At 68.7% G+C, this 18,217-nt stretch carries 13 protein-coding genes; 4 read left to right on the top strand and 9 right to left on the bottom strand.

Annotation, left to right across the window (positions count from 1 at the left end):
- Positions 1-487: 487 nt before the first annotated feature.
- The 3 genes from ABZ441_RS30260 to thyX form a co-directional block, all read right to left on the bottom strand.
- Positions 488-2,173 (bottom strand): ribonuclease J, encoded by a 1,686-nt coding sequence (locus tag ABZ441_RS30260; protein WP_277331611.1) that lies wholly within the window; start codon positions 2,171-2,173, stop codon positions 488-490.
- A 130-nt stretch (positions 2,174-2,303) separates the two neighbouring features.
- Entirely contained in the window at positions 2,304-3,203 is a 900-nt protein-coding gene (gene dapA / locus ABZ441_RS30255; protein WP_358979979.1) for a 4-hydroxy-tetrahydrodipicolinate synthase, read from the bottom strand.
- Between the two features lie 152 nt (positions 3,204-3,355).
- Entirely contained in the window at positions 3,356-4,093 is a 738-nt protein-coding gene (thyX, locus tag ABZ441_RS30250) for an FAD-dependent thymidylate synthase (RefSeq protein WP_358979977.1), read from the bottom strand.
- A 175-nt stretch (positions 4,094-4,268) separates the two neighbouring features.
- On the opposite strand from thyX, the gene ABZ441_RS30245 reads away from it, so the two are divergent.
- Positions 4,269-4,508 (top strand): hypothetical protein, encoded by a 240-nt coding sequence (locus ABZ441_RS30245; RefSeq protein ID WP_358979975.1) that lies wholly within the window; start codon positions 4,269-4,271, stop codon positions 4,506-4,508.
- A gap of 93 nt (positions 4,509-4,601) precedes the next feature.
- Complete coding sequence (locus ABZ441_RS30240; RefSeq protein WP_358979973.1) at positions 4,602-5,153, top strand: hypothetical protein; 552 nt, start codon at positions 4,602-4,604, stop codon at positions 5,151-5,153.
- A 42-nt stretch (positions 5,154-5,195) separates the two neighbouring features.
- Here the strand turns inward: ABZ441_RS30240 and ABZ441_RS30235 are convergent, their stop codons facing one another.
- The 6 genes from ABZ441_RS30235 to eccD all read right to left on the bottom strand — a co-directional run bounded on the left by ABZ441_RS30235 (position 5,196) and on the right by eccD (position 12,274).
- Positions 5,196-5,648, bottom strand: a complete 453-nt coding sequence (locus ABZ441_RS30235) for a hypothetical protein (RefSeq protein ID WP_358979972.1) — start codon at positions 5,646-5,648, stop codon at positions 5,196-5,198.
- 14 nt (positions 5,649-5,662) lie between these two features.
- Positions 5,663-6,415, bottom strand: a complete 753-nt coding sequence (gene dapB / locus ABZ441_RS30230; RefSeq protein WP_358979970.1) for a 4-hydroxy-tetrahydrodipicolinate reductase — start codon at positions 6,413-6,415, stop codon at positions 5,663-5,665.
- Positions 6,416-6,437: 22 nt separating this feature from the next.
- The gene (locus ABZ441_RS30225; RefSeq protein ID WP_358979968.1) at positions 6,438-7,817 is read right to left on the bottom strand and encodes a pitrilysin family protein; all 1,380 of its coding nucleotides are present in this window, start codon (positions 7,815-7,817) and stop codon (positions 6,438-6,440) included.
- On the bottom strand, positions 7,814-10,030 hold the full coding sequence (locus ABZ441_RS30220; protein ID WP_358979984.1) for a polyribonucleotide nucleotidyltransferase: 2,217 nt from the start codon (positions 10,028-10,030) through the stop codon (positions 7,814-7,816). Before ABZ441_RS30220 ends, ABZ441_RS30225 begins: the two co-directional genes overlap by 4 nt.
- A gap of 272 nt (positions 10,031-10,302) precedes the next feature.
- A complete protein-coding gene (gene rpsO / locus ABZ441_RS30215; protein ID WP_003965855.1) occupies positions 10,303-10,593 on the bottom strand; it encodes a 30S ribosomal protein S15 in 291 nt (96 codons plus the stop codon).
- 178 nt (positions 10,594-10,771) lie between these two features.
- A complete protein-coding gene (gene eccD / locus ABZ441_RS30210) occupies positions 10,772-12,274 on the bottom strand; it encodes a type VII secretion integral membrane protein EccD (protein WP_358979982.1) in 1,503 nt (500 codons plus the stop codon).
- Between the two features lie 245 nt (positions 12,275-12,519).
- On the opposite strand from eccD, the gene eccCa reads away from it, so the two are divergent.
- Entirely contained in the window at positions 12,520-16,488 is a 3,969-nt protein-coding gene (eccCa, locus tag ABZ441_RS30205; protein WP_358979965.1) for a type VII secretion protein EccCa, read from the top strand.
- 607 nt (positions 16,489-17,095) lie between these two features.
- Positions 17,096-18,169: a (+)-(1(10)E,4E,6S,7R)-germacradien-6-ol synthase gene (locus ABZ441_RS30200; RefSeq protein WP_358979963.1), complete on the top strand. Its 1,074-nt coding sequence runs from the start codon at positions 17,096-17,098 to the stop codon at positions 18,167-18,169.
- Positions 18,170-18,217 lie beyond the last annotated feature (48 nt).

The raw sequence follows: 18,217 nt of genomic DNA, 5'->3' as shown, positions 1-18,217 counted from the left end.
AACCCACCGAAGTGGGCCGGGGTATCAACATATTTGGCGTTGACTTTTGGCACGCTGTTGAGTTCTCAAGGAACGGACGCTTCCTTCGGTCCCGTCTCACCGGGGCCCTCCGGGCGCTTCCCTTCTGTTCTTGCGTTTCCGACTCTATCAGACTCTTTCGTGTCCGATTCCCGGCCGAAGCGGGTTCCTACTTTGCCGCTTTCCAGTTCTTCGCTTTCGCGCTTCCCTTTCCGGCGAGTCCGACTTTACCAGACTCTTTTCCGTACCGTTTCCGGTCCGAATTTGATTCCGGCGACCTGCGGAGTGGTCTTTGCCTTTCGGCGGATCCGACTTTATCAGAGATTCTGAGTCGGAATTTCCGCCCCGCTCGGTGTGCTCGGCGCAGGACTGCGCGCGGTGCTTCCCGGTCAGGCGGAGCCGTAAACGTACTGGAGCGGGGCGCCTCGATGCAAATCGAGGTGCCCCGCTCCGGACGGGCGGCGTCGGGTCAGACCTCGACGACGACCGGAAGGATCATCGGACGCCGGCGATAGGTGTCCGACACCCACTTGCCCACCGTGCGGCGGACCAGCTGCTGGAGCTGGTGCGGCTCCATGACCCCGTCCTGGGCCGACTTGTTGAGGGCTTCCTGGACCTTCGGCACCACGGCGCTGAAGGCGGAGTCGTCGATCCCGGACCCACGGGCCTGGATGTGCGGCCCGCCCACGATCTTGCCGGACGAGCTGTCGACCACGATGAAGACCGAGATGATGCCCTCGTCGCCGAGGATGCGGCGGTCCTTCAGGGAGGTCTCGGTGACGTCGCCGACCGAGAGGCCGTCCACGTACACGTAGCCGGCCTGGACCTTGCCGACGATCTTCGCCTTGCCGTCGATGAGGTCGACGACCACGCCGTCCTCGGCGATGACGATGTGGTCCTTCGGCACCCCTGTCAGCGCGCCGAGCTCGGCGTTGGCGCGGAGATGGCGCCATTCCCCGTGCACCGGCATCAGGTTCTTCGGCTTGCAGATGTTGTAGAAGTACAGCAACTCGCCGGCCGAGGCGTGACCCGAGACGTGCACCTTGGCGTTGCCCTTGTGGACGACGTTCGCGCCCCAGCGGGTCAGGCCGTTGATCACGCGGTACACCGCGTTCTCGTTGCCCGGGATCAGGGACGACGCCAGGATCACCGTGTCGCCCGGGACGATCCGGATCTGGTGGTCCCGGTTGGCCATGCGCGACAGCGCGGCCATCGGCTCGCCCTGGGAGCCTGTGCAGACCAGCACGACCTCGTCGTCGGGCAGGTCGTCGAGGGTCTTCACGTCGACGACCAGACCGGCGGGCACCTTGAGATAGCCCAGGTCACGGGCGATGCCCATGTTCCGGACCATGGAGCGTCCGACGAAGGCGACCCTGCGGCCGTATTCGTGGGCGGCGTCCAGGATCTGCTGGATGCGGTGCACGTGACTGGCGAAGCTGGCCACGATGATGCGCTTCTGCGCGTTGGCGAACACCGTGCGCAGGACGTTGGAGATGTCCCGCTCCGGCGGAACGAATCCGGGCACCTCCGCGTTCGTCGAGTCGGAGAGAAGAAGGTCGATGCCTTCCTCGCTCAGCCTGGCGAAGGCGTGCAGGTCGGTGAGACGGCCGTCCAGAGGGAGCTGGTCCATCTTGAAGTCACCGGTCGCGACAGCCATGCCCGCGGGGGTCCGGATGGCGACGGCGAGAGCGTCCGGGATGGAGTGGTTGACCGCGATGAACTCGCAGTCGAACACGCCGATGCGCTCGCGCTGCCCCTCGGCCACCTCGAGGGTGTAGGGGCGGATCCGGTGCTCCTGGAGCTTGGCCTCGATGAGTGCGAGGGTCAGCTTGGAGCCGATGAGCGGGATGTCCGGCTTCAGGCGGAGCAGGTACGGGACGCCGCCGATGTGGTCCTCGTGGCCGTGCGTGAGGACGATGCCCTCGACGTCGTCCAGGCGGTCCCGGATGGTGGTGAAGTCCGGCAAGATCAGGTCGATCCCCGGCTGCTCCTCCTCCGGGAAGAGCACACCGCAGTCGACGATGAGCAGACGGCCGCCGTACTCGAAGACCGTCATGTTGCGGCCGATTTCGCCCAGGCCGCCCAGCGGGGTGACCCGCAGGCCGCCCTTGGGGAGCTTCGGCGGGGTACCGAGTTCGGGATGCGGATGACTCAAAAGACTCTCCTCACCACGCACGCCACGTACCGCGGAGGGCACGTGGCGCGCATGTCATTCGTGCACTTGCTGTTGTCAGGTGGTGTTTCCGCCGCGAGTGTCCTCGCGTATTCAGTTGTGAAGTCAGTGGTCAGAGCTGTACCCCACCGGCGGCCAGATCGATCTTGAGCTGGGCCGTCTCCTGCGCGGTGAGCTCCACCAGCGGGAGGCGCAGCGGACCGGCGGGCAGGCCCTGCAGGGTGAGCGCGGCCTTGGCGGTGATCACACCCTGGGTGCGGAACATCCCGGTGAACACCGGAAGCAGCTTCTGGTGGATCTCGGTGGCCTTCTGCACGTCGCCGCCGAGATGTGCCTCGATCAGCGCGCGCAGCTCCGGGGTGACGACGTGGCCGACGACGGAGACGAAGCCGACCGCGCCGACCGAGAGCAGCGGGAGGTTGAGCATGTCGTCACCGGAGTACCAGGCGAGGCCCGACTCGGCGATGGCCCAGCTGGAGCGGCCCAGGTCGCCCTTGGCGTCCTTGTTGGCCACGATCCTCGGGTGCTCGGCGAGGCGTACGAGCGTCTCCGTGTCGATCGGCACACCGCTGCGGCCGGGAATGTCGTACAGCATCACCGGGAGCTCCGTGGAGTCCGCGATGGCACCGAAGTGCCGCAGGAGGCCCTCCTGCGGCGGCTTGTTGTAGTACGGGGTGACGGCGAGGAGCCCGTGGGCGCCGGTGCGCTCGGCGGTGCGGGCCAGCTCGATGCTGTGGCGGGTGTCGTTGGTGCCGACACCTGTGACGACGTGGGCCCGGTCTCCTACGGCTTCCAGCACAGCCCTCACGAGCTGGTCTTTCTCCGCGTCGCTCGTGGTCGGGGACTCACCCGTGGTGCCGTTGATGACCAGGCCGTCGTTGCCTGCGTCCACCAGATGGGCGGCGAGCCGCTGGGCGCCGTCGAGGTCGAGTACGCCGTCCGCCGTGAAGGGCGTGACCATAGCGGTGAGGACCCTCCCGAAGGGGGTCTGTGGAGTGGAGATCGGAGCCATGGGTAACACGCTACTCGTTGCTCGGAGCGTCGTGTCCCCTCGGGGGGACGCGGAAGAGGAGCCCGGCACTGCCTGCTCGGGGGTTCAGGCAGTGCCGGGTCCGTTTGATCAGCCTAGATGAACTTCACGAAACGTCGCAATACGGACACCGCCTACGGGGCTACCCGACCGTTTTTGTTGAAGGCGGCATGAGTGAGCGGCATCAGGGTCTGCCAGTGCTGTTCCATCTGCTCGCCGACCATCTCGATCTCGCGCTGCGGGAAGGACGGCACCTTGGCCATCTCGTGCTGCGTGCGCAGTCCGAGGAAGTGCATCAGTGAGCGGGCGTTGCAGGTGGCGTACATCGTGGAGAACAGCCCCACGGGGAGTACGGCACGGGCGACCTCACGGGCGACACCGGCGGCGAGCATCTCCTGATAGGCGTCGTACGCCTGGCGGTACGAGTCCTCCATGGTGCGGCTGGTCAGCTCGTGCTGCTCCGGAGTTCCCGCGACGAATTCGTATTTTCCGGGGCGGCCCTGCTGGATCAGCTTGCGGGACTCCCCGGGGACGTAGAAGACCGGCTCGAGCTCCCTGTAGCGGCCCGATTCCTCGTTGTACGACCAGCCCACGCGGTGCCGCATGAACTCGCGGAACACGAAGATCGGTGCGCTGATGAAGAAGGTCATCGAGTTGTGCTCGAACGGGCTGCCGTGCCGGTCCCGCATCAGGTAGTTGATGAGCCCCTTGGAGCGCTCGGGGTCCTTGGTGACCTCTTCCAGGGACTGCTCCCCGGCCGTGGACACGCGGGCTGCGAAGAGCACGTCGGAGTCGCCGGCCGCTGATTTCACCAGGTCAACGGTGACATCGCTGCGGAAGTGGGCCTTCGTGGGCTCGGGGGTGTCGGTCACCGGCGGGGGTCCTTCCAATGGCGTCGCTCGGGCGGCGTCCACTCTACGGGCCCGGGAGGCGGCATCCGTCAGCGGGAAATTTTGGACGGGTTCGGCGATTCGGGGCACCGATCCGGCCTCCCGTACGTCTGACTCTTTAGCAGCACCCGTCACAGAGTTCAAGGAGACCTTCCTCATGTTCCGCCGGCGTGAATCCGTCCCGTTCTCGTTCGTTGCCGAGGCCGACCGGTTCCGCAGTAATGTCACTCCGCCTCCCCGCCAGCGCGCCAGTCACTCCCAGTTGGCCGCTCGTTCCCTCGTAGGGCTCACGCTGATCGCCGGCTTCGCCGGGTCGCTGCTCTCCGGACTGCCCGCTCTCGACACCGACCGGACGCCGTCGCACGGTCAGACGTCCGAGGCCTCCCGGCACCGCTGACCCGTACGGGCCCCCTGAGGTGTTCCGCCCGGGGGCTGCTCGGTAGCCTCACCGGGCACAGCAATCGAGCGTGCTTGTGAGTGAGGATCAGTCGTGCCCCTGCCCTTTCTGACGGCCGACCGCGCATTCGACGCGGACGCAGAGGACATCGCGCTGCCGTTCGACGACCACGACAGCTGGCGGCGGCCCTACCGCCCCGGCCCGTGGCGGGTCGCGGCGGCAGCCACCCTGCTGTTGCTGGCGTCTTTCGTGCTGCTCGCCGCAATGATCATCACGTTCACCGGTTCGCTGTCCGGTGCCACCGTGTGCTTCGTGCTCGCCGCCGTGGCGATCGCCGGCGCACTGCGGCTCCTGCGGGTCGGTGCCTGGGTGAGCCGGCACGGTGTGCGCCGGGTCGGCTTCTTCCGTACGACCACGGTGCGGTGGGAGGACGCGGCAGCGGTCCGCACGGTCCAGCAGCCGGTGAAGTGGCTCGGCCTGCCGCGCACCGTCCAGGGCCAGGCCCTGACCGTGGTGCGCAGGAGCGGCGAGCCGCTGGCGCCCCTGGTCACCGACCACAACGCGGACTTCCTGGCCCGGGGTGAGGCCTTCGAGCGTGCCACCGACTCGATCGAGGCGTGGGGCGACGAATACCGCACCGGCTGACACCGGGCCCCGCAGCACACGGACAAGCCGGTACGGCGCCGGTCAGGCGCGTACCGGCTTGTTCGCGTGCAGGGCGATGGCGCGCTGCATCGCCTTACGGGCTCGTGGGGTGTCCCTGGCGTCCTGGTACGCCACGGCCAGCCGGAACCAGCAACGCCAGTCGTCGGGGCTGTCCTCGGTCTCCTCGCGGCGCCTGGTGAACACGGCGTCGGCCGAGTCCCGGTCGATCCGCCCGGACGGGGTGCGCACCAGCTCGTCCACCGGAAGGCCGTTCTCGGCGTCCAGTTCGGCGGCCAGGGCATTGGCCCTGCGGACGAACTGCGTGTTCTTCCAGAGGAACCAGACGCCGATCACCGGCAGGATCAGCACCGCGACGCCGAAGGTGACCGTGAGCAACGTGCCGTGCCGGATGAGGAGGACGCCGCGGCTGCCGGCCAGGACGAAGTAGAAGACCAGGACGGCGGCGGTGACGACGTAGGTGAGCTTTGCGCGCATGGGGTGGGGCCCAGTCAGTTCAGGTCGAGGAAGTGTTCGAGGCCGAAGGTGAGGCCCGGAGTGGTCACCACGCGGCGGGTGCCGAGCAGGATGCCCGGCATGAAGCTGCTGTGGTGCAGCGAGTCGTGGCGCAGGGTGAGTGTCTCGCCCTCACCACCGAGGAGGACCTCTTGGTGGGCGAGGAGGCCGCGGAGCCGGACGGAGTGGACCGGGACGCCGTCCACGTCCGCGCCGCGCGCTCCGTCCAGTGCCGTGGCCGTGGCGTCCGGTTGCGGCGCCGCACCGGCCTTCTGGCGGGCCGCGGCGATGAGCTGGGCGGTGCGGGTGGCGGTGCCGGAGGGGGCGTCCGCCTTGTTCGGGTGGTGGAGCTCGATCACCTCGACGGACTCGAAGTAGCGTGCGGCCTGCTCCGCGAACTTCATGGTGAGCACGGCGCCGATGGAGAAGTTCGGTGCGATGAGCACACCGGTCTCCGGCGAGCCGGAGAGCCAGGTGTTCAGCTGCGCGAGCCGTTCGTCGGTCCAGCCCGTGGTGCCGACGACCGCGTGGATGCCGTGCCGGACGCAGAAGTCGAGGTTCTCCATCACCGACGCGGGTGTGGTGAGCTCGACGACCGCCTGGGCGCCGGTCTCCGTGAGGGTCTCCAGCGTGTCACCGCGGCCGAGGGCGGCCACCAGCTCCATGTCGTCGGCGGCCTCGACGGCTCGTACCGCCTCGGATCCGATGCGTCCCTTGGCGCCGAGAACGGCCACGCGCAGCTTGCTCATGTGCTTTGTCCTTACGGGGTGGTTAGGAGACCGCTTCCTGAAGGCGGTCGGCCTGCTTGTCCTTCAGCGGGCCGATGACCGAGAGCGAGGGCCGCTGTCCGAGGACGTCGGCCGCGACGGCCCGGACCTCGTCGGGGGTGACCGCCGCGATCTTCGCCAGCATGTCATCGACGGACATCTGTTCGCCCCAGCAGAGCTCACTCTTGCCGATCCGGTTCATGAGCGCGCCCGTGTCCTCGAGACCGAGGACGGTGGAACCGGCGAGCTGGCCGACGGCCCGGCCGATCTCCTCGTCGCCGAGGCCGTCCGCCGCCACGCGGTCGAGCTCGTCGCGGCAGATCTTCAGCACGTCGTGGACCTGGCTGGGCCTGCAGCCCGCGTACACGCCGAAGAGGCCGCAGTCGGCGAAGCCCGATGTGTACGAGTACACGCTGTAGGCGAGGCCGCGCTTCTCCCGTACCTCCTGGAAGAGGCGCGAGCTCATGCCGCCGCCGAGCGCGGTGTTCAGGACGCCGAGTGCCCAGCGGCGCTCGTCGGTCCTGGCCAGGCCGGGCATGCCGAGGACGACGTGCGCCTGCTCGGTCTTGCGGTTGAGCAGCTCGACCTTGCCGGCCGCGCGCAGTGTGCGGGAGCCCTCGCGCGGCGCCGTGGGTACGGCGTCGGTGCGGGTGAGGGCGCCGGCGCGCTCGAAGGCCCTGCGGACCTGGCGTACGACGGTTGCGTGGTCGACGTTGCCCGCCGCCGCGACGACCAGGTGGGTGGGGTCGTAGTGCTTCTTGTAGAAGCGTGCGATCTGGCCGCGGTTCAGCGCGTTGATCGTGTCGACGGTGCCGAGGACCGGACGGCCGAGCGGGGTGTCGCCGAGCATGGTGTGCGCGAACAGGTCGTGCACGCAGTCGCCCGGGTCGTCCTCCGTCATCGCGATCTCCTCGAGGATGACGCCGCGCTCGGCGTCGACGTCCTCGGGGGCGATCAGCGAGCCGGTCAGCATGTCGCAGACGACGTCGATGGCCAGCGGCAGGTCGGTGTCCAGGACCCGCGCGTAGTAGCAGGTGTACTCCTTCGCCGTGAAGGCGTTCATCTCTCCGCCGACCGCGTCGATCGCGGAGGAGATGTCGAGGGCGCTGCGCTTGGCCGTGCCCTTGAAGAGGAGGTGTTCGAGGTAGTGCGTCGCGCCGTTCAGGGTGGGCGTCTCGTCGCGCGAACCGACGTTGGCCCAGATCCCGAAGGTGGCGGAGCGGACGGAGGGCAGGGTCTCGGTGACGACGCGCAGGCCGCCGGGGAGGACGGTACGGCGGACGGTGCCGATGCCGTTGGTGCCCTTGAGAAGCGTTTGGGTACGGGCGACGGCCCGCCCCTCCGAGGAGGGGCGGGCCGTCGTCACGGAACTACGGGACGTCACTTGTCGGTGTCGTCCTTCTTCTCGTCGGTCTCTTCGCCCTCGACCACGGGGATCAGCGAGAGCTTGCCGCGGGAGTCGATCTCCGCGATCTCGACCTGGACCTTGGAGCCGACGCCGAGCACGTCCTCGACGTTCTCCACGCGCTTGCCACCGGCGAGCTTGCGGATCTGCGAGATGTGCAGCAGGCCGTCCTTGCCGGGCATCAGGGAGACGAACGCACCGAAGGTGGTGGTCTTGACGACCGTACCCAGGTAGCGCTCGCCGACCTCCGGCATGGTCGGGTTGGCGATCGCGTTGATCGTGGCGCGCGCGGCCTCGGCCTGCGAGCCCTGCTGGGCACCGATGTAGATGGTGCCGTCGTCCTCGATCGTGATGTCGGCGCCGGTGTCCTCCTGGATCTGGTTGATCATCTTGCCCTTGGGGCCGATGACCTCACCGATCTTGTCCACCGGGATCTTGACGGTGATGATCCGCGGGGCGTTCGGGGACATCTCGTCCGGGACGTCGATGGCCTCGTTCATCACATCGAGGATGTGGAGGCGCGCGTCACGGGCCTGCTTCAGCGCGGCGGCCAGGACCGAGGCGGGAATGCCGTCGAGCTTGGTGTCGAGCTGGAGCGCGGTCACGAACTGCTTGGTGCCGGCGACCTTGAAGTCCATGTCACCGAAGGCGTCCTCCGCACCGAGGATGTCGGTGAGGGCGACGTAGTGGGTCTTGCCGTCGATCTCCTCGGAGATCAGGCCCATGGCGATACCGGCGACGGCGGCCTTGAGGGGCACACCGGCGTTCAGCAGGGACATGGTGGAGGCGCAGACCGAGCCCATGGACGTCGAGCCGTTGGAGCCCAGCGCCTCGGAGACCTGGCGGATCGCGTAGGGGAACTCCTCGCGCGACGGCAGCACCGGCACGATGGCGCGCTCGGCGAGCGCTCCGTGGCCGATCTCGCGGCGCTTGGGCGAGCCCACGCGGCCGGTCTCACCGACGGAGTACGGCGGGAAGTTGTAGTTGTGCATGTAGCGCTTGCGGGTCACCGGGGAAAGGGTGTCCAGCTGCTGCTCCATGCGGAGCATGTTGAGGGTGGTGACGCCCAGGATCTGGGTCTCGCCACGCTCGAACAGCGCCGAGCCGTGCACGCGCGGGATGGCCTCGACCTCGGCGGCGAGCGTACGGATGTCCGTGACGCCGCGGCCGTCGATGCGGACCTTGTCCTTGATGACGCGCTCGCGGACCAGCTTCTTGGTCAGTGCGCGGTAGGCACCGGAGATCTCCTTCTCGCGGCCCTCGAAGGCCGGGAGGAGCTTCTCGCCCGCGATCTCCTTGATGCGGTCGAGCTCCGCCTCGCGCTCCTGCTTGCCGGCGATGGTGAGCGCCTTGGCGAGCTGGGTGCTGACGGCCTTGCCGAGCGCCTCCAGGACGTCGTCCTGGTAGTCGAGGAAGACCGGGAACTCGCCGGTGGGCTTGGCGGCCTTGGCGGCGAGGTCGGACTGGGCCTTGCAGAGCGCCTTGATGAAGGGCTTCGCGGCTTCCAGACCGGCGGCGACGACCTCTTCGGTCGGGGCCTCGGCGCCGTCCTTGACGAGCTGGATGGTCTTCTCGGTGGCCTCGGCCTCGACCATCATGATCGCGACGTCGCCGTCCTCGAGGACGCGACCGGCGACGACCATGTCGAAGACGGCGTCCTCGAGCTCGGTGTGCGTCGGGAAGGCGACCCACTGGCCCTTGATCAGGGCGACGCGGGTGGCGCCGATCGGGCCGGAGAAGGGCAGGCCCGCCAGGATCGTGGAAGCGGAGGCGGCGTTGATCGCGACCACGTCGTACAGGTGGTCGGGGTTGAGCGCCATGATCGTCTCGACGATCTGGATCTCGTTGCGCAGGCCCTTCTTGAAGGAGGGGCGCAGCGGTCGGTCGATCAGCCGGCAGGTGAGGATCGCGTCCTCGGAGGGCCGGCCCTCACGGCGGAAGAAGGAGCCGGGGATCTTGCCGGCCGCGTACTGCCGCTCCTCGACGTCCACCGTGAGGGGGAAGAAGTCGAGCTGGTCCTTGGGCCGCTTGGAAGCGGTGGTGGCCGACAGCACCATGGTGTCGTCGTCCAGGTACGCAACGGCGGAGCCGGCGGCCTGCTTGGCCAGGCGGCCCGTCTCGAAGCGGATGGTGCGGGTGCCGAAAGTACCGTTGTCGATCACGGCTTCGGCGTAGTGGGTCTCGTTCTCCACTAGTGATTTCTCCATACTCGTCGTCTTTCGTCCTGCCGCCCGTGTGGCGGAGGACGGTGCGGGAGAAGCGCGCCGTGCGTGCGGGCCGGTCTTCGATCGAAGCTCCCGGGCGTTTCCCCGGGGGCCACTACCGAGGACCGGCGGCGGCCGTGGCGCGCCTCTCCTCGTTCTGTTGTCGTGCGACCAGGTTACTGAGACTGACCCGGGTAACGCACGTACAGCAAAGGGAGCGGCCCCCTGGAACCGGGGTGCCGCTCCCTCTCACAGCGTCCTTACTTGGCGCCGCCGGCCGCACCGCGGCGGATGCCGAGGCGGTCGACGAGCGCACGGAAGCGCTGGATGTCCTTCTTGGCAAGGTACTGCAGGAGGCGGCGACGCTGGCCGACCAGGATCAGCAGACCACGACGGGAGTGGTGGTCGTGCTTGTGCGTCTTGAGGTGCTCCGTCAGGTCCGAGATCCGGCGGGAGAGCATGGCGACCTGGACCTCGGGGGATCCGGTGTCACCCTCCTTCTGGGCGAACTCGGACATGATCTGCTTCTTCGTAGCGGCGTCGAGCGGCACGCGTACTCCTCTTGGTGTTCGATGCGCCCACGAGTGCCCCTGGTCTTGATCTCAGGGGAGCTTCCGTGACTCGGAGGCGAAGGTCCGATGAGCGCAGCCCCCAGGATGATCCGGGGACGCGTACACAAACGGCCACTGGTCAGAGTACCAGCCCTTCGGAGCGCCCCTGACGGGCCGATCAGCTGGTGAGGGCCCGGATCGAGTGGTAGACGTCGAAAACGGCGAGGCACAGCGGGAGCAGCGTCAGGAGTACGCAGGCCTCGGCGATCTCCAGGAAGCGTCCCCAGAACGGTGTGACCCCCTTGCGGGGCACGATCAGCCCGATGGCGGTGATCATCGCGGCGACTCCGGCGACCGCGGCCGTGAGCCAGATCGTGCGGATGTCGAGCCCCGCGCTGTCCCCCTTGAACGCCTCGCGGATCAGTTCGACCGGAGGGTTGATGGAGAGTCCGAGGCCGAGGAGCACGAGTGCGGCGAGGCCGGCCCCGAGGGCGCACCCGACCTGGGCCGTGTAGCGGAACAGGTGGGCGCGCATCAGCATCGCGACACCGGTGGCGAGCGCCAGCAGCTGGCCCCAGACGCTGTCGGAGAAGCCGAGCACCGCAGCGGCTCCCGCGGCCACCAGGGCGCACCCTCCGACGAGGCCGAGGAGCAGTTCGTGGCCGCGCCGCGCCTGGGCTGTGATGCGGTCGGCGTCGACCGGGCCCTGCGGGGCCGGCTCGGACGTCCCGTAGTCGCCGACGGTGGTGCGGGGCGGCTCGAAGCCGATCGGGAGCCGGGCGAAACGGGTGGAGAGCCCGGGAAGGAAGGCGAGGAGCCCCACGGAGAGGGGGGCGCACACGGCCGCGGTCTCGGCCGGTTCCATGCCGGTCATGATCGCGATGAAGGTCACGAGCACGCCGATGACGGACGCGAAGACGAACGCGACAAAGGTGCCGTCGCCCTCGGGAGCAGCGATCATGAGGATCACCGACGCCACCAGCACGGCGGCGCAGGCGAGCAGGAACTGGAGCCTGCCGATGCCCTGGCCCTGGCTGAGCGGCAGCAGTCCGGCACCCGCGACCGCCGCGTTGGTGAGGGCGCCGATCCCCAGGGCGATGGACGAGCCACGGTCCGCGTAGACACGCGCGCGTACGCAGGCCAGCGCGAGGAGGAGCAGGGCGGTGACGGCGGCCAGGATGCCGGGCAGCCCGTGCATGTCGTGCCGCACGTCGGAGGTCCACAGCACGAAGCCGAGCAGGGTCAGCAGGACCGACCCGCCGAAGAGTCCGGCCGAGCGCATGAGGCTGTCGCCCCAGAGGGTGCGGTCCCGGGCCACCGCGCTGGCGACGGCGTCGGAGACGTCGTCGAAGACCGCGGGGGGCAGCGACTCCGAGAAGGGCCGCAGCGACAGCAGCTCGCCGTCGAGGATGCGCAGGCCCGCCAGTGTGCGCCCGCTGTCCAGGACGGTGCCGTCACGGCGCACCAGGTGATAGCCGACCGGGGCGCCCGGTGCGGGGCTCTGTCCCGCGAGCCGCAGGATCTCCGGGTAGAGGTCGGCCACGGGGATGTCCTCGGGCAGCGCGACGTCGACGCGGCTGTCGGGCGCGACGACCGTGACCCGGCAGAAGCCGGTTCCGTTGCCGGCCGGAACTCCGGGACCCGGCCGCCCGGATCCGGTAGCCGCCGTTTGGGCCGTCATAGTCACGTGCTGCTCCCCCTCATGCTTCTCCTGGACCTCCTGTGGACGCACCCTTGGGCCACGGGCTCCGGCTGCGTCCCGAATGACCCGTTTTTTTGCGGTAGTTAGCGGATGCGTACACGCGTCGCGACACCCTACCGCCCTCGGGTCACCGGGTACGCCAGTAGGATCCTCCCGCGGACGGAGCCCGTCGCCACGGGGGCGCCGATAGGAACAGTTCCGTCCGGCAAGGGAATTGGTGAGCTGTGAGCCAGATCGTCGTCAAGCGCCCACCGCGGGCCCTCCCCTCCGAAGTTCCGGGCGAGCAGGTGCAGTTGCAACCTCCGCCCGAGCTGCCTCGCGGGCAGCAGGAGGGGGTGATGATGCAGCTGCTGCCGATGCTCGGCATGGGTGGTTCCGTCGTCTTCTTCTTCATGACACCGATGCCGATCATGCGGATCATGGGCATGATCATGATCGCTTCGACGATCGCCATGGCGATCGCGATGATCATCCGTTTCCGGCGCGGCACCCAGGGTCAGCTCGCGGACATGCGGCGCGACTATCTGAAGTACCTGACGCAGACCAGGCGCGCCGTCCTGAGGACGGCGCGGAAGCAGCGCGACGCGCAGTTCTACCTGCACCCGTCCCCGGAGCAGCTGTGGGCGCTCGTCGCCGAGGGCAGCCGGGTGTGGGAGCGCAGGGTCGGGGACGCGGACTTCGCGCACGTGCGCATCGGCCTGGGCAGCCAGGAACTCGCCACACCGCTCGTCGCGCCCGAGACCGCGCCCGTCGATGAGCTGGAGCCGCTGACGGCCGGGGCGATGCAGCAGTTCCTCACGACCCACAGCACGCTGGACGGGCTGCCGATGGCGGTCTCGCTCCGCGCCTTCTACCACCTGACGATCAGCGGCGAGGCGGAGTCCACGCGGGCCACCGCCCGCGCCATGGTCGCGGCACTCGCCTCGCTGCACTCCCCCGAGGACCTGGTCATCGCCGTCGCGACCGGCCGTGACACCGCTCCGCGCTGGGAATGGACCAAGTGGCTCCCGCACGTCCAGGCGCGGGGTTCGATCGACGGTGCCGGCAGCCGCCGTCTGATCTCCACCAGTCTCGCGGAGCTGGAGGAGATGCTCGCGGGCCGTCTCGACGGCCGGCCCCGCTTCCAGCCCGGTGGCCAGCCGCACCTTGACCAGCCGCACATCGTCGTCGTGCTCGACGGCGAGTCCGTACCGGCGACGTCCGTCCTCGCGTCGGCGGAGGGCCTGCAGGGCGTGACGGTCGTCGAGATCGTCACGGGTCAGGTCAACGGAGCGCGCGGCGGCCTCTCCATCGTGGTGGACCCCCACTCGCTGCAGCTGGAGTCGGGGCACGGCCTGGTGTACGACGGTGTGCCCGACCTGCTGAGTCCCGAGGCCGCGGAGGCGCTGGCGAGGCAGCTGGCCCCGCTCCACGTCGCCTCGGGCGGAGACGACGACGAGCCGTTGCTCGCCAATCTGGAGTTCACCGATCTGCTGAATCTCGGTGACGCCGCCTCGGTCGACGTCAGCCGCACCTGGCGGGCCCGTTCGCAGGCGGAGCGGCTCCGGGTCCCGATCGGCGTGGGCGAGGACGGCTCCCCGGTGATGCTGGACCTCAAGGAGGCGGCGCAGGAGGGCATGGGGCCGCACGGACTGTGCGTCGGCGCCACCGGTTCCGGCAAGTCCGAACTGCTCCGCACGCTCGTGCTCGGCCTCGCCGTCACCCACACCTCGGAGACGCTGAACTTCGTCCTCGCGGACTTCAAGGGCGGTGCCACCTTCGCCGGTATGGCGCAGATGCCGCACGTCGCAGCGGTGATCACCAACCTCGCCGACGACCTGACGCTGGTGGACCGCATGGGCGACTCCATCAGCGGTGAGCTCAACCGCCGTCAGGAGATGCTGCGCGACGCGGGCAACTACGCCAACATCCACGACTACGAGAAGGCTCGCGCCGCGGGTGCCGCGCTGCAGCCCATTCCCTCTCTCGTCCTGGTCATCGACGAGTTCAGCGAGCTGCTCACGGCCAAGCCGGACTTCATCGAGATGTTCGTGCAGATCGGGCGCATCGGCCGTTCGCTGGGCGTCCACCTGCTCCTGGCCTCGCAGCGCCTCGAGGAGGGGCGGCTGCGCGGCCTGGAGACCTACCTGTCGTACCGGATCGGTCTGCGTACGTTCTCCGCGGGCGAGTCCCGCGCCGCGCTGGGCGTCCCCGACGCCTACCACCTGCCCAACGTCCCCGGTTCGGGCTATCTGAAGTACGGCACCGACGAGATGGTGCGCTTCAAGGCGGCGTACGTCTCGGGCGTGTACCGCTCGGGCGCCCAGCCGGCCGCGTCCTCCGGTCCTCTGCCCGTGGACCGCAGGCCCGCCGTGTTCACCGCGGCTCCGGTGCCGGTGCGTTATGTGCAGCCGACGGCCCAGGCCGGCGTACCCGATGCGCGCAGGTCCGAGGACGACGCCCTGGCCGACACGGTGCTCGACGTGATCGTGCGCCGGCTGGAGGGCCGGGGGGCCTCCGCGCACCAGGTGTGGCTGCCTCCGCTGGACAATCCGCCGTCGCTGGACGAGCTCCTGCCGGGACTCTCCGCGGTCGAGGGCCGGGGGCTGACCCAGCCCGGGTTCGAGGGCTCCGGCCGCCTCGTCGTACCGCTGGGTGTGGTCGACAAGCCGTACGAGCAGCGCCGCGACACGCTCTACCGGGACTTCTCCGGCGCGGCGGGCCACATGCAGATCACCGGCGGCCCGCAGTCCGGCAAGTCCACGCTGCTGCGCGCGCTCATCGCGGGCTTCGCCCTCACCCACACGCCGCAGGAGGTCCAGATCTACGGACTCGACTTCGGTGGGGGTGGCATGGCCTCGGTCTCCGGTCTGCCGCACGTCGGAGGGATCGCCTCCCGGCTCGACCCCGAACGGGTGCGCCGTACGGTCGCCGAGGTGTACGGGATCATGGCGCGCCGTGAGGAGTACTTCCGCAGCGCGGGCGTCGACTCCATCGCCACCTTCCGCCGGCTGCGGGCGCGTGGCGAGATCTCGGTGACGGACCAGCCGTGGGGCGACGTCTTCCTCATCATCGACGGCTGGGGCAACTTCCGGACGGACTACGAGGCTCTGGAATCGGCGGCCGTGGACATCGCGCAGCGCGGCCTCGGTTACGGCATCCACCTGATCGTCACGGCCTCGCGTTCCATGGAGGTCCGGGCGAACCTGAAGGACCACCTGATGAACCGGCTCGAACTGCGGCTCGGTGACGTCATGGACTCGGAACTCGACCGCAAGGCCGCGGTCAACGTGCCCCCCGGCGTCCCCGGACGCGGTCTCACTCCGGAGAAGCTGCACTTCATGGCAGCGGTACCGCGGATCGACGGCATCAACTCCGACAGTGACCTCTCCGAGGCCACGGCGGCCATGAACCAGGAGGTCGCCCGCCACTGGACCGCCGCTCCGGCCCCGGCCGTCCGGCTGCTGCCCCGCGAACTCCCGGTGCACGAACTGCCCGCGGGCTACGCGCAGCCGGAGCGGGGCGTCGCGTTCGCCATCGACGAGAACAACCTGGAGCCGGTCTTCCTCGACTTCGAGCGGGACCCCTTCTTCCTGGTGTTCGGCGAGAGCGAGTCCGGCAAGTCCAACCTGATCCGCCTGCTCATCAAGCAGCTCACCGAGAGGTACGACGGGAACTCCGCGAAGTTCTTCGTCATCGACAACCGGCGAGCGCTGCTGGACGTCACCCCGGCGACGCACCTCGCGGAGTACGTGCCCATGTCCAACAACATGGAGCACCACGCCGACGCGCTGTACGACCTGATGAAGCGGCGTACGCCCTCGCCCGAGGTCACGGCCCGGGAGCTGCGTGAGCGCAGTTGGTGGAGCGGACCGACGGTGTACGTCGTCGTGGACGACTACGACCTGGTCTCGACGTCCAGTGGGAACCCGCTGGCGAAGCTCACCGAGATGCTGCCGTTCTCCCGCGACGTAGGCGTGCGGTTCATCATCGCCCGCAGCACGGCGGGAGCGAGCCGTGCGCTGTACGAGCCGTTCATGCAGCGCATGCTGGAACTGGGGGCGCAGGGCGTGGTGCTCTCGGGCGACCCCGTCGAGGGCGATGTGCTCGGCAACGTACGGCCGCGCCCGATGCCGCCGGGCCGCGGCATCTTCGTCACCCGGCGCCGCGGGAATCCGCTGGTGCAGACGGGGCTCATGGACGGGGACCGGTAGGACGCACGGCAGGTCTCGCAACAGTGACGGGACGGGCGGCGACGGTGGACGAGATGCCGCTGTCGCCGCCCGTCTCTGCGCGTGGGCAGGCTTTGCCGCAGAAGGGATTTCAGGCTCAGTACTCCGCTTGCTGACTGACTGACGGGCTTACGCGCATGGCACAGGCCGAGCGGTAACAGGCGAAGGCCGAGGCGGCTGACACGGCCGACACGCAGATGCGGAGAAGCGCACGGGCGGGAGACGACCACGCCTCCGGGCGAGGGGCCCGGGCCGACGACACCACGCTGAACGCCGCACGCTCAGCCTCTGCCCGGTTCGGCGTCGGTGTGGCCGGGCCCTTCGCCACGAAAACGGTGACTCCTCAACTGCCAAGAGTCACTTTCGGGCCAACTGCGCGCCGAGGTTGATCAAGCGCAAACCAGGCATGATCAACCGCTTTCAGGCCTTTCACGAGCGCCGAAGACATAGCTTGGTGCCCCGGCTCCCTGCTTGCGGGGGCACTGGCTCCTGAGCCAACCCGGCTTGAATCGGCTGTACCCGTTCGTCTTACACCTTGCTAACTTCCGGGTCTCAGAGGCATCGGTACGTACACGCGAAAGGGCGGTACATGACCTCCCCAGCTCCAGCGCCGAAGATCCCTCAGCTGTGGGTCCCGCTTCCCTCGGGGATCCACCCGGGTTGGCGTGAGATCGACGACCGTTCGGCCGCCTGGCTCGATCGGTTCGGCCTCTACTCGGACCGTGCGCAACGTGACCGGCTGACGCGCATCTCCGTCGGTGAGATCACCGGCCGCGGCGCTCCGTCCGGGCGTCTGGCGGGCTTGCAGTGGACCTCCGACTTCCTGATGTGGCTCTTCGCGTTCGACGACGAGTACTGCGACGAGGGGCCGGTCGCGGCGTCCCCCGATGCCACCCTGCTCATCATCACGAAGCTTCAACGCGTCGTCGAAGTCCCCTGGGCCGCCACAACCGACGACAACTACAGTGCCGCGCTGCTCGAGTTACGCCTGCGGCTCGACGACCTCACCACGCCCGTGCAGACCGCCCGCTGGGCCGCCAGCTTCCGCGCCTACCTCCAGGGCCAGATATGGATGGCCGCGAACGGCGCTCACCGGCGCATTCCCAGCCTCTCCGACCATCTGGCTGTCCGGCTCGACTCCTCCGGAGTCAAGATCTTCTCGACGCTCAGTGAGATCATCCACGGATACGACCTCCCCGCGGCCGATTACGAACGCCACGACGTCCGCGCGTTCGTCGAGGTCTTCGCCGCGATCATCGGCTGGTCCAACGACCTGGTCTCCTACCACAAGGAGCGCCAGCGCAGCCAAGAGGGATACGGGAACATCGTCGATCTGATCGCCTACGAACGAGGCTGCTCCCTCGACGAAGCGGTGAGCGAGACCGCTGTCATGCACACCCGTGCCATGGCCCTGTACCTCCGTCTCCGCGACCAGATACTGCGCAACGCCGGAACCGAACTCCACCGGTGGATCACGGACTGCGACTCCTGGATCCGTGCCGACTACGACTGGTCCCTCACCACCAACCGATACGTCAATCCGGAGAACCCCGCGGACCTTCCAGCCGGCAGTGCGGCCTCCCCGTTCCAGGAGCAGGAAGCGAACCAGCCTCTGCCGATCGCCAGTGTCGCCTGGTGGTGGAACCTGCTGGAGGAGCGGTGACCTGAGCCGGCTCGACGGCTGCGGATGCATTGAACGTGCCGAGGCACC

The sequence above is a fragment of the Streptomyces sp. NPDC005752 genome (assembly GCF_040630715.1).
Taxonomy (GTDB): domain Bacteria; phylum Actinomycetota; class Actinomycetes; order Streptomycetales; family Streptomycetaceae; genus Streptomyces.
Note: the sequence above shows the minus strand (reverse complement) of the source record. Positions and strands in the feature narration are given on the sequence as shown.